Origin of the sequence: Pandoraea sp. XY-2 (assembly GCF_004193915.1) — a bacterium.
GTDB lineage: Bacteria > Pseudomonadota > Gammaproteobacteria > Burkholderiales > Burkholderiaceae > Pandoraea > Pandoraea cepalis.
The window spans coordinates 2,002,769-2,015,446 of sequence record NZ_CP030849.1 but is presented as its reverse complement, the minus strand read 5'-3'; the positions used below and the strand labels follow the sequence as shown (position 1 = coordinate 2,015,446).

The window sequence follows — 12,678 nt, the reverse complement described above, 5'->3', positions numbered from 1 at the left end:
ATAATGGGCCATTATAAGTCGCTGGGCCGGTCTGGCCCAGCGTGGATTCCCGCATATCGCGCCGTCGCTTACGCCATCCGGGGGGCCGCGTCGCTCAACGCGCTCAACGAGTTTGTCCGCGTCAGCCCGCGTCGCTCGGCGCGGGGCGCCGCTGCAGGATAGGGCATGAGCGCCAGGCGCGCCGCCATCATCTCCTGCACCCGCGTCAACCGCTGCAAGTCTTTTCTGAAGCTTTCAAATTTGGCGTCGGTGTTCGCGAACCCTGCGGCGACTTCCGACGACAGGGTGTCCAATCGGTTCGTGAGGGTATCGACTTGACCGGTGACGCCATCGAGCCGAGTGCTGAGGCTGCCGACTTGATCGGTGAGCTTTCCGAATCGATCGGTCAGGCTGCCGACTTGGCCGGAGAGGTTATCGACTTGATCGGTGAGCTTTCCGAATCCATCGGTGAGGCCGCCGACTTGACCGGTGAGGTTATCGACTTGACCGGTGAGGTTATCGACTTGACCGGCGAGGTGATCGAATTGACCGGTGAAGTTATCGACTTTACCGGTGAGCTTACCGACTTGACCGGTGAAGTTATCGACTTGACCGGTGAGCTTACCGACTTGACCGGTGAGCTTACCGGCTTGATCGGTGAAGCTGGACGCTTGCGTGGTGAAACCGTCGAACCGATGGGTGAGGGTGTTCACTTGACCGGTGATCCCATCCAATCGACCGTCCATTCGATTCGCCACGGTGGCCATTTGCGTCGAAAGGACGCCTGCCCGACTGTCCAGCGAGTCCACGTGACTATTGACCTGGCCCAGGCCAGTCTTGATGCCCGTCAAAAGATTCCACACCATACTTTCACGCTCGAGCGCGGCACGCCGATCGGCCACGTCCAAATACGATCTCATCATAGTCCCCTCCGTTTCAATGAATTGCTTGGTGCTTGCCAACAGACTTTCTACCGACTTCCATCCTCGCTCACGATCGAACCCACGAATACTTCCCAGGCTGACCCCGCGGATCACCAGCGTCATCACCGTCGCCACGACGCCGAGAAGACCGCCCGACAAAAACAATCCCGCCACCGCCACGGCGGCCGCCGCGGAGTATAGGGAAGACGTCATGACAACGCGCTTGCCGTAGTGCTTGCGTTCCGGCCACACCTCCTTGGTGGCCAGTGCGATCGACTCGCGCACGCCAGCCAGGCATCGCTCGATCTCGGCGACGCCATCGGCGCGCTCGGTCGACTGGCTCTGGCTCGCCGCCATCTGGATAGCGCGGTCGTCAAAGGTCGCCCCGCTGGACGCCACCGAGCGCTGCGCCGTGGCGAGACATTTCGCCAGGATTTCCTGCTCCTTGCGCAGCGCCTCCGTCAAATGCCCCAGAATCGCCGAAAACCGCCTCGCCGACGGCGTGAGACTGTCGACATCGTGATCATTCAACTGCTCGCCGACCTGGCAGTACGGCCCCGATCGGCTCGCGTTGCCGACATACCGATAGACCCCGTCCCACAGTCCGCCGCCCCAGTAACCCGACGTCGCCTTCTTGTAAGTCGAAAAGAAGGCACTTTCCAGGCGAGACAGCGCGCCACAGTCCAATCCCAACTGCGCCTTCGCGTTGGCGATCTGCCGAAACTGTCCGACGATTTCCGCGTGCTTTTCGGCAATCGACTTTCCGTAAGTGGCGGCCTCCCGGCCATGCGCGCACTTTGGCTGCGGCCAACTCCCCGCCCCCGGCGCAAATCCGTACCTGTACATTCCCCGAACCTCCTTGAGCGTGCCGATCTCGTCTTTCGATCCAGCCGAACACCGAATGAAATGACAAGGCCATGGTAGTCGTCTGGACGAGAGACCACTTTCGGTTTCAGTCAGCCGAGACTGCGGCAACGACGCTCTCCTGTGGCACGCCCACTTTTCGCAGAAGTCCTCTACAGGAAGGGTGCGAATTTTTCACAATATGATATAGAATCACCCCTATACGAAACTCGGCCCTCCCCCATGAAAGACGAAGGTAGTCAAAGTACGGAGTCGCGCACGTCCATCCAGGTCATCGAGCGCATGATGCGTCTGCTCGATGCCCTTGCCGCCCATGCCGATCCCGTCAGCCTGAAGGAATTGGCGCAGTCCACGGAACTGCATCCGTCCACGGCGCACCGTATCCTGAACGACATGGTCGCCTGCCGCTTTGTCGACCGCTGTGATCCGGGCACGTACCGTCTGGGCATGCGCCTGCTCGAACTCGGCAACCTGGTCAAGGCACGGTTGTCGGTGCGCGATGCCGCCCTCGCGCCGATGCGCGGCCTGCACCGGATGACCGGCCAGACTGTCAACCTGTCGGTGCGCCAGGGCGATGAAATCGTCTATATCGAGCGGGCCTACAGCGAGCGTTCGGGGATGCAGGTGGTGCGCGCCATCGGTGGCCATGCGCCCTTGCACCTGACATCGGTCGGCAAGCTCTTCCTCGCGGCAGACGAAGCCGCGCGCGTGCGCGCGTATGCCACGCGCACCGGCCTGTCGGGACACACCCGCAACAGCATCACAGATCTGCAAAAACTCGAGCGCGAGTTGAGCCACGTGCGCAAGTCCGGCTATGCCCGCGACAACGAGGAACTCGAACTGGGGGTTCGCTGCATTGCGGCGGGCATCTACGACGACAGCGGCAAGCTCGTGGCGGGACTCTCGCTGTCGGCACCCGCCGACCGTTTGCAGGACGCGTGGCTCGCAAATCTGAACGAGACAGCGCTGCAGATTTCCGCGTCGCTCGGCTTTCACGCGCCGAACCCTGCCGTCGGCAGCAACGTGTCGCATGTAGCGACAGCCGAATAGCCCGAGCCGAGATCGCGCTTCGCGAATCCGGTTGCAGAATGCAAAAGGCGCTCCCGAGGGAGCGCCTTTTGTTTGGCAACGGTTTGGGCGACTTACAGCGCGTGTTCGCTATTGGTCGCGACTTGTGCCGTCGGTGCCGTACCCGCCGTGCGTTGCGGCGTGGCGCCGCCCCCTTCGAGCAGCCACTTGCGAACGCGCGTGGCGTCGGCGAAGCGCGAGTACTTGCCGGTCGAATCGAGCAGAATCATGATCACCGGACGGCCATCGACGTTGGCTTGCATCACGAGGCATTGTCCCGCTTCGTTGATGTAGCCCGTCTTCTGCAGACCGATTTCCCAGCCCGGGTGTCCGATCAGGTGATTCGTGCTGACATAGTGCAATTCGCGACGGCCGGTATTGACGTCGTAATTGCTGTCCGTCGAGAAACGGCGAATCATCGGGTATTGATAAGCGGCCTTGACCATCTTCACCAGATCACGTGCGCTCGACACATTCTGGCTCGACAGGCCCGTTGGATCGTTGAAGTGCGTGTCGTTCATACCGAGCTGCTTCGCCTTGCGGTTCATCGCCGCGAGGAACGCCGGACGACCGCCCGGGAAGTAACGCGACAGCGCAGCGGCCGCGCGATTCTCCGACGACATCAGCGCAATGTGCAGCATGTCTTCACGCGACAGACGCGACCCCACCGACAGACGCGACCCCGTACCCTTCTCGTAATCGCGATCTTCGTCCGTCACTTCCATCATGTCCGTCATCGGCACGCCCGCGTCGAGCGACACCATCGCGGTCATCAGCTTCGAGATCGACGCGATCGGCAACACGGCTTGCGAGTTCTTGTCGAACAGCGATTCGCCGGTGCGCTCATCGACGACATAGGCCACCGAGGAACGCAGCGCCAGCGCGTCAGGGGATTCATGCAGACCGAATGCGCGCCCGGCGGACAGCCGATCCTGCGCCTGCGGCGTAAAGTTGACGGTGCGATACGACGTCACGACACGACGTTTGCCGTGTTTGTAGACGACGTGTTTGATGGCGACGCGCTTGGTGGCCGCGTCTTCTTCGACGGCAGCCAGTTTGCGCGCCTTGGCGCCGGTCTTCTCGCGCGAGGCGGTCTTGGCAACGGCACGTTTGGCACCAGAATGGGACGCAGCGACGGATTTCGTCGCCTTGGTGTTGGCACACGCACGCTTCTGGGCGGCCGTCTTGGCCGCCTTGGACGAGCATACGCTCGTCTTACCGGCAGCTTGAACGACGGCGGGGGCACCGGCGGCGAGCGAGATCGCCACGACGGCAGCACCCCAGAGGCGGGAGCGGCACAGACGCGCAAGGGTGGTGATCGCGTACATAGATTGGGGGTAGCGTAAGGTTGACAGGCAACGAGTTTGGAAGAAGTTTAGTAACTTCCCAAAAAATAAGCAATATGAATGACTTAGCTGAAATACTTAATCCGGCATCTGGCAGTTTTGTGCGGCGCAATCCGCCAAACTGCACATTCGCAACAAATTGCCAAATAACGCCAAAATCCGGAGGTAATTCAGCTTAGGAAATGCGCCCACTCATCCAGCGGCGCGCGGTCGGTGACAAGCTGGTTTTCGATGGCCTCCGGATCCGCATACCCCAATGCCATGCCGCACACCACCATTCGGGTCTCGGGCAGGCGCAGTTCCGCCGCAATCACCTGGTGAAACGTGGCGAACGCGGCCTGCGGGCAAGTGTCGAGACCTCGCGCCCGCGCCGCGACCATCACGCTCTGCAGGAACATGCCGTAGTCCAGCCAACTCCCCTGCTCCAGGTGTCGATCGATCGTGAAGATCAGTCCGACCGGTGCGTCGAAGAAACAGAAGTTGCGCGCGTGCTGCCCCTGCATGCGGTCTTTGTCGGCGCGGCCAATACCCAGCAGTCCATACAAATCCCAACCGACCTTGCGCCGCCGCGCCTGGTAAGGTTCCGTCCACTCGCGCGGGTAGTAGGCGTATTCCTCCTGATGCATCAAGCGCTGCGCCGGATCGTTGAACGCCTCCAGCAGGCGCGACGTCAAGGATGTCAGCGCCTGGCCGGTCAATACATACGTTTGCCAAGGCTGAATGTTGCTGCCCGACGGTGCACGCGAGGCCACGCCAAGAATGTCCGCCACCGTTGCCTGCGGCACCGGCGTGGGCAAGTACGCCCGAATCGATCGCCGGCTGCGAATGGCCTCGTCGACATGGGTCACACGCTGCTCGGCGTCATTGCCGATCGTCGGGCGCGGCGCCCCCTCCCCCGTCCCCGGCTGCGCATGCAAGTCGGCTGCCTCGGCGTTCTGCGCCGAGGGCTGTGCGGCGTCCTGGTGCGGGTGTTGGTGTAGGTGTTTCATTAGACTGGCTCACGGCAAACGAAGGGGGAAATGCGTCGCCCGGCTCATGGCGACGACGCGGCCGGCATCGCCCGCCGCTCGATGACAAGCGCAACGCCAAGGGCCGCGACGACCATCCCGGCGGCACTCAGCGGGGACAACGTCTCGCCGAACAGCAACCAGGCCATGACCGCCGTCGTCGGAGGCGTCAGATACATCAGGCTGGATACCTTGGTCGCGGCGCCCTGTCGAATCAGCAGAAACAGCAAGGAGATGGCACCGATCGACAACGCCAGCACCGACCATACCAGCGCGCCGATCATTTGCGCGTTCCAGCGCACTTGCATCGTCTCGAGCATCCACGCGGCGGGCAGCGTTACCGCAAACGCCGCACCGAACTGCACGAGCGTGCCGACACGCAAATCGAAATGGGCGCAAAACCGTTTTTGATAGAGCGTGCCCGCCGTGATCGCGAGCAGGCTCAACACGCACAAGGCCACCGGAACCGCGCCGATGCCGCGAACGCCAACCTTGTTGGCCACCACCAGCCCGACGCCGGCGAATCCGCACAGCAGCCCCAACCATTGCCGGCGCGAGACCGGCTCACCGACCACACGTGCGAAGAGTGCCGTCAACAACGGCTGGATGCCGACGACCAGCGCTGCCAGCCCGGCAGGCGCGCCGTGCTTGATCGCCGCCCAGACGCCGCCGAGGTACACCGCCTGAATCAGCGTGCCGGACACGGCAAGATGCGCAATGAGCGGCCAGTCGATGCGCCCGATCGTGCCGGCCGTTACCGCCCGGCCCTCCACCGCGCGCCGCCTCGGCCATGACATGCCCGTCAACCAGGCGATGGGAAGCATGACCAGCAGCGTGCCGCCGAAGCGCAGCGCAAGAAAGGTTAGCGGCTCGGCATTCGGCATGCCGTATTTGGCGACAATGAAACCGGTGCTCCAGATCAACACGAACCACCACGGCATGGCCGCGCGCCAGATCGCCGCACGTTCGGTGCCGGCCATCTCGCGACCCTGTGGCGCATTCGCGGGCGAAGGTGACACCGTGCGATGCTCGCTCATACGAGCGCACCTTCTGCCGGCGCAGGGTGCCCACGGCGGACCGCCTGCTGGAACTGATCGGCGAGGCGGATCGTCGCAAAATGCGCGGCGACCGTCTGTTCGATGTCGCGGCCGTAGCCGCCTGCCATTGCGATAGCCACCGGCAACCCGCGCTCGGCGCAGGCCGTCAGCACCCGACGGTCGCGCGCGAGCAAGCCGTCATGCGTCAATGCCAGCCGGCCAAGCCGATCATTCGCCAGCGGATCGGCGCCCGCGAGATAAATCGCAAGGGTCGGGGTGAATTGCGCGAAGAGATCGGTCAGTGCGTGGCCGAGCGCGACCAGGTAATCGTCGTCGCCGCAGCCGTCGGGCAATGCCACGTCGAGATCACCGCGCGCCTTGTGAAATGGGTAGTTGTGCTCGCCGTGCAGCGACAGCGTGAACACGCTCGGGTCGTGCTCGAAAATGGCCGCCGTGCCGTTGCCCTGATGCACGTCGAGATCGATGATCGCCACACGCGTGCCCGGGCCGAGGTCGGCCTGCATCGTGCGCGCCGCGACCGCTGCGTCGTTGAACACGCAGAAGCCTTCGCCACGGTCGGCATACGCGTGATGGGTTCCCCCAGCGAGATTCGCAGCCACGCCATCGGTCAGCGCGGCCCGGCAGGCCGCCACCGTCGCCCCCGCCGACCGGCGCGAGCGCTCGACCATTTGCGGTGACCATGGGAATCCGATCGTACGCTGCTCTTTGGGATCCAACTGACCGGCGCTCACTCGCGCCACGTACGCCGGCGAGTGGACGCGACCGAGCATCACGTCGTCCGCGGACAATGCCTCGGCAAGCGCGACGTGCGGCAATTCCCCCGCCACACGCTCGCGCAGACGGGCATACTTTTCCATCGGGAACCGATGCCCCGGTGGCAACGGCAGCACGAAATGATCGCTGTAGAACGCTTGCATCGACGCGAATGGCCGGCAGTGGCGGCACGCAAAAGGGCGTTGAATGACATCGGCACAGGCGCATGGACCACGCGAGCCACGCTCGGTAAGGCAGCGAGCCGTTGACCGCGACGATGTCTCGCCAGTGCCGGAACTCGACGATAGTAACATCGGCGCACGGGGTGCGCCGGGTGCCAAAACGGTGCGGAGCCGCACCAATGAAGCGTTTCCGGACGGTGCCCGCCATTCGCCGCAACGCGGTGTCACACGTCGGCCATGGGATCCCAACCGGTTGATTTTGTAAGCTTTTATTGAATTGTTGCAGCGCACAAAAAAGACTTGACAGCGACAAAAATATCTCTACACTTGCAATTGTGCGATGCACAAAAGAAATCGCACCCCATTTAGAGGCCCCAACCGTGTTTTCACCAAGATAAGGTGAGAACTCATTAGCGAACACGGAGTGGGTCGATACGTTGTGTATGACACCATCATAGGAGAACGCCATGTCGTTTCTGACCCCGAGCAATTCGCCGCCGCCCACAAAGCCAATCTCGAAACCCTTTTTGGCCTGACCAACAAAGCGTTCGAAGGCATGGAAAAGCTCGTTGAGCTGAACCTGCAAGCTGTCAAGGCATCGCTGGCCGAGTCCGCCTCGACCGCACAGAAGGCCTTCGCAGTGAAAGACGCGCAAGAGTTGCTCGCCCTGCAAGCCAACCTCGTCCAGCCCGCCGCCGAAAAGGCGATCGCGTATGGCCGTCACCTGTACGAAATCGCTTCGTCGACGCAAGCCGAAGTAACGAAGGTGGCCGAAGCCCAACTGGCGGAAAGCTCGCAGAACGTGCAAGCCCTGTTCGACAATCTGGCCAAGAACGCCCCGGCCGGTTCGGAGTCTGCCGTTGCACTGGCCAAGTCGGCCATGTCGGCAGCCAGCAGCGCGTTCGACAGCGTGCAGAAGGCCACCAAGCAAGCCGTTGAAATCGCCGAGACGAACTTTGCTGCCGCGAGCAGCGTCGCGACGAAGGCTGCTGCTCAGGCTTCGCGTGCTGCCTCCAGCGCCAAGAAGTAATCGATAGCGTCTCGCGACGCTAGCGTTCGAACCCGGCCTCGTGCCGGGTTTTTCGTTTTGGGGGCGAACGGCGACGTCGCCGCCATAGAAAAAACCGCCATCTCGGAGCGAAATGGCGGTTTTTTGGCGCCCGACCGCGCCCCGAATGCGGCGCGGCGGACGTCGGTCACGTCATGCATGCCCGGCGCGCGCCCCCCGGAATCGTCCGAGGCGCACGCCAGACACCGACGCGCCTTTTTACTTCTTGCGAGCCGGCGGAACGTCGGTGCAAACACCTTCGTAAATCTCCGCTGCCATACCGACCGATTCGGCCAGCGTCGGGTGCGGGTGAATCGTCTTCCCGATATCGACGGCATCCGCGCCCATCTCGACGGCCAGGCAAAGTTCGCCGATCAGATCGCCGGCGTGCGTGCCGACAATGGCACCGCCAACGATGCGATGCGTTTCTTCATCGAACAGCACCTTGGTGAAGCCTTCGTCACGGCCGTTCGCGATCGCGCGACCCGATGCCGCCCACGGGAACACGGCCTTGCCGTACTTCACACCTTCGGCCTTCAACTGGTCTTCCGTCTTGCCGGCCCAAGCCACTTCCGGATCGGTGTAGGCCACCGACGGAATCTGGATGGCGTCGAAATAAGCCTTCTCGCCTGCCGCCGCTTCCGCCGCGACGTGGGCTTCATGCACGGCCTTGTGGGCCAGCATCGGCTGACCGACGATATCGCCGATCGCGAAGATGTGTGGCACGTTGGTCCGCATCTGCTTGTCGACATCGATGAACCCGCGATCGCCCACGGCGACGCCCGCATTCTCGGCGCCGATCTTCTTGCCGTTCGGGCTGCGGCCCACGGCGACCAGCACGAGGTCGTAACGCTGGGGCTCCGCCGGTGCCGCCTCGCCCTCGAACTTCACGTAGATGCCATCGGCCTTGGCCTCGGCACCCACGGTCTTGGTCTTGAGCATGACGCGGCCGAAGCGCTTCGTGTTCATCTTCTCCCAGACCTTGACCAGATCGCGGTCGGCGCCTTGCATCAGGCCGTCGAGCATTTCCACGACATCGATCTCGGTGCCCAGGGCGCTATATACCGTCGCCATTTCCAGACCGATGATGCCGCCGCCGATCACGAGCATCTTCTTCGGCAGTTGACGCAACTCGAGGGCGCCGGTCGAATCGACAATGCGCGGGTCTTCCGGCAGGAACGGCAACTTCACCGCCTGCGAACCCGCGGCGATGATGGCCTGCGCGAACTTTACGGTGCGTTTGCTGCCGTCTTCAGCGACGACTTCGATGTGATTCGGATCGAGGAACGTGCCGACGCCGCGCACGACTTCCACCTTGCGCATCTTGGCCATGCCGGCCAAACCGCCCGTGAGCTTGCCGACCACGCTTTCCTTGTAGGCGCGCAGCTTGTCGAGATCGATCTCGGGCTTCGCGAACGAAATGCCGTGATGACCGAGCGTCTGGGCCTCTTCGAGAACGGCCGCCGTATGGAGCAGCGCCTTCGACGGGATGCAACCGACGTTCAGGCACACGCCGCCGAGGGTCGCATAGCGCTCGATGAGCACGGTCTTGCGGCCCAGGTCGGCACTGCGGAAAGCCGCCGAGTATCCGCCCGGACCGGCGCCCAACACGAGCACGTCGCACTCGGTGTCGGCACCGCCGCTGTGCTTGGCCGCAGCCGGGGCCGGGGTCGGGGCGCTCGGATTTGCCGCAGGCGCGGCGGCGGCAGGCGCTGCCGGCGCGGAGGCGGCCACCGGGGCTTCGGCCTTGGCGGCACCGGCACCGTCCACTTCGACAAGCGCGATCAGCGTGCCTTGACTGGCCTTGTCGCCCACCTTGATCTTCACTTCCTTGACCGTGCCCGACACTTCCGACGGCACTTCCATGGACGCCTTGTCAGACTCAAGCGTAATGAGCGATGCATCCCTGGCGATCTTGTCGCCCGGCTTGATCATCACTTCGATGACATCCACGCCCTCTGCGCCGATGTCCGGTACTTTGACTTCGATGAGACTCATGCGGGGTCTCCCTGTCGCATTTATGACTTGATGGTGGTATCGATCGGAAACGTGTGCACCTGAAACGGGGCGGCGGAACTCTTGTCGAACTCCGCCCCCGCCTTCACGCCCGCTTCGGCGATGGCGCTGGCACTCAGATCCTGGTCATAGAGGGCGTACATGGCGCCGAGCGCGAAATTGCGCCCTGAGCCAATCCCCCAGAACCGATCGAAAACAAACACTTCCCGGTAGGAATAAATCCCGTAGATGCCCGTCGGATTCGCGATCACGCAGGTGATCTGCGACGACTCGTACGGATCGTCTTCCTCTTCCTTGGTGTTGAGGAAATACTCTTCCTTGAGCTTCTGATGGACGCGGCAGAACGTGCGGAACACCTCGTCACGCGAGTGCAGACGGCATTCGTCCGCCATGCCGGAGAGAATGGCGCGCATGACCGGAAAGTGTGCGGTCGTGCCCGCCAGGCCGACATAGGAATCGCCCACGAGAAAAACCTTGCGATTTTCCTCGTACGATTGCGAGAGCCGCGTATCGCCGAACGTCACAAGCGAATCGGCGGCAATCGCGATCTCACCGGCCTTCTTGACGACTACCACGGTGGTCATGATGCCCTCCCCGTCCAGATCCTGAAGCGTTCGCGCGAGCGCCGCCGGGCTTGCGCTTGCGCGCAACCGGCGGCGCCTGCCATTACAGCATCGCGCGACGGAAATCCTGCAACAGTTGCCCCAGGTAGGCGTTAAAGCGTGCCGCCTCGGCGCCGTCGATGACACGGTGATCGTAAGACAGCGACAGCGGCAGCGTCAGTTGCGGCAGAAATTGCTGCTTGCGCTCATCCCACACCGGCTTCTGATACGAACGCGACAGGCCCAGAATGGCCACTTCCGGTGCGTTGATGATCGGCGTGAAGGTCGTGCCGCCGATACCGCCGAGCGACGAGATCGAGAAACACCCGCCTTGCATCTGGTCAGGCTTGAGCTTGCCTTCGCGGGCGAGCTTCGCCAGTTCCGAGGTCTCGCGAGCGATCTCGAACACGCCCTTCTTGTCGGCATCGCGAACGACCGGCACAACCAGACCGTTCGGCGTGTCGGCTGCGAAACCGATGTGGAAGTACTGCTTGAAGACGAGGTTGTCGCCGTCCAGACTTGCGTTGAACGTAGGGAACTTCTTCAGGGCCAGAACGCAGGCCTTGACGACGAAAGCGAGCATCGTGACCTTGACGCCGGCCTTCTCGTTTTCCTTGTTCAATTGCACGCGGAACGCTTCGAGTTCGCCGATATCCGCTTCGTCGTTGTTCGTGACGTGCGGGATCATGACCCAGTTGCGGTGCAGGTTCGCGCCCGAAATCTTCTTGATGCGCGAGAGCGCCTTGGGCTCGATCGGACCGAACTTCGAGAAGTCGATCTTCGGCCACGGCAACAGGTTCAGCTCACCACCACCGGCAGGCGCGGCGCCCGACACGGCAGGGCGATTGCCCGCAAGCACGCTCTTGATGAAGTTACGCACATCGTCAACGACCACGCGGCCCTTCGGGCCGGTCCCCTTCACTTGCGTCACATCCACCCCCAGTTCGCGGGCGAACTTGCGCACCGACGGACTGGCGTGGCTGATCGGCGGATGGTCCGACGCGGCGGCGGGGGTCGCAGGCGCGGCGGTCGGGGCCGGAGCAGGAGCCGGGGCTGCGGGGGCAGCGCTCGGTGCCGCCGGGGCCGGTGCGCTCGCTACGGCAGCGGCAGCGGCCTTCGCCGGTGCGGCGGCAACAGCGCCTTCGAGCACAACGATCAGCGTGCCTTCCGACACCTTGTCGCCGACCTTGACCTTCAATTCCTTGACCACACCAGCCGCGGGGCTAGGCACATCCATCGATGCCTTGTCGGACTCCAGCGTGACGAGCGACTGCTCGGCCGTCACGGTATCGCCCACCTTGACCAGCACATCGATCACGGGCACGTCGTCGTAACCGCCAATATCCGGCACCTTGACGTCGATCTTGCTCGTACCGCCGCTGGCGGCCGGGGTCGCCGGTGCAGCAGCCGCAGCAGGTGCCGCGGCCGGCGCGGCCGCTTGCGGGGCAGCCGCAGGGGCCGGCGCGGGCGCCGCCGCATTCGCTGATGCGCCCGAACCGTTTGCGGTCTCGAGCGTCAGGATGAGGGAACCCTCGGATACTTCATCGCCGACTTTCAGGCTCAGCGCCTTGATGATGCCAGCGGCCGGGCTCGGCACATCCATCGTCGCCTTGTCCGATTCCAGCGTGATCAGGGCCTGCTCGGCATCGATCTTGTCGCCCGCCTTGACCAGCACGTCGATGACGGGCAAGTCCTTGAAGTCACCGATATCGGGGACTTTCACTTCGATCACTTGACTCATTTTCCACAGTCTCCTCGAGGCTGCGCTTGACGTGCGGCGCGCCCCGCCTGCCGCTTGAGGCGGCTGGCGGTCACACGCGCCGCGCGAAGCG

10 protein-coding genes are annotated in these 12,678 nt (G+C 63.2%); 2 read left to right on the top strand and 8 right to left on the bottom strand.

The genetic code is table 11. From position 1 onward, the window contains the following. Positions 1-68: 68 nt before the first annotated feature. The gene (locus DRB87_RS09195) at positions 69-1,877 is read right to left on the bottom strand and encodes a hypothetical protein (protein ID WP_206100079.1); all 1,809 of its coding nucleotides are present in this window, start codon (positions 1,875-1,877) and stop codon (positions 69-71) included. A 111-nt stretch (positions 1,878-1,988) separates the two neighbouring features. Here DRB87_RS09195 and DRB87_RS09190 point away from each other — a divergent pair, with 111 nt between their 5' ends. Further along, positions 1,989-2,816, top strand: a complete 828-nt coding sequence (locus DRB87_RS09190) for an IclR family transcriptional regulator (protein ID WP_130025671.1) — start codon at positions 1,989-1,991, stop codon at positions 2,814-2,816. Between the two features lie 92 nt (positions 2,817-2,908). On the opposite strand, the gene pbpG is transcribed toward DRB87_RS09190, so the two are convergent. The 4 genes from pbpG to DRB87_RS09170 all read right to left on the bottom strand — a co-directional run bounded on the left by pbpG (position 2,909) and on the right by DRB87_RS09170 (position 7,162). Then, complete coding sequence (gene pbpG / locus DRB87_RS09185; protein ID WP_130025670.1) at positions 2,909-4,162, bottom strand: D-alanyl-D-alanine endopeptidase; 1,254 nt, start codon at positions 4,160-4,162, stop codon at positions 2,909-2,911. A 188-nt stretch (positions 4,163-4,350) separates the two neighbouring features. Further along, on the bottom strand, positions 4,351-5,169 hold the full coding sequence (locus tag DRB87_RS09180; protein ID WP_240756239.1) for a nitroreductase: 819 nt from the start codon (positions 5,167-5,169) through the stop codon (positions 4,351-4,353). A 44-nt stretch (positions 5,170-5,213) separates the two neighbouring features. Continuing rightward, positions 5,214-6,167, bottom strand: coding sequence for a DMT family transporter (locus DRB87_RS09175; RefSeq protein WP_130027803.1), 954 nt, complete (start codon positions 6,165-6,167; stop codon positions 5,214-5,216). A gap of 53 nt (positions 6,168-6,220) precedes the next feature. Next, complete coding sequence (locus DRB87_RS09170; RefSeq protein ID WP_130025669.1) at positions 6,221-7,162, bottom strand: histone deacetylase; 942 nt, start codon at positions 7,160-7,162, stop codon at positions 6,221-6,223. A 457-nt stretch (positions 7,163-7,619) separates the two neighbouring features. Here DRB87_RS09170 and DRB87_RS09165 point away from each other — a divergent pair, with 457 nt between their 5' ends. Beyond that, on the top strand, positions 7,620-8,210 hold the full coding sequence (locus tag DRB87_RS09165; protein ID WP_305037080.1) for a phasin family protein: 591 nt from the start codon (positions 7,620-7,622) through the stop codon (positions 8,208-8,210). A gap of 237 nt (positions 8,211-8,447) precedes the next feature. Here DRB87_RS09165 and lpdA read toward each other — a convergent pair whose 3' ends face one another. From lpdA to aceF, 3 genes are all read right to left on the bottom strand, one after another. After that, positions 8,448-10,226, bottom strand: coding sequence for a dihydrolipoyl dehydrogenase (gene lpdA, locus DRB87_RS09160; RefSeq protein WP_130025668.1), 1,779 nt, complete (start codon positions 10,224-10,226; stop codon positions 8,448-8,450). Between the two features lie 20 nt (positions 10,227-10,246). Then, a complete protein-coding gene (locus tag DRB87_RS09155; RefSeq protein ID WP_026131554.1) occupies positions 10,247-10,828 on the bottom strand; it encodes an MFS transporter in 582 nt (193 codons plus the stop codon). A gap of 82 nt (positions 10,829-10,910) precedes the next feature. After that, a complete protein-coding gene (aceF, locus tag DRB87_RS09150; protein WP_130025667.1) occupies positions 10,911-12,587 on the bottom strand; it encodes a dihydrolipoyllysine-residue acetyltransferase in 1,677 nt (558 codons plus the stop codon). Between the last annotated feature and the right edge of the window lie 91 nt (positions 12,588-12,678).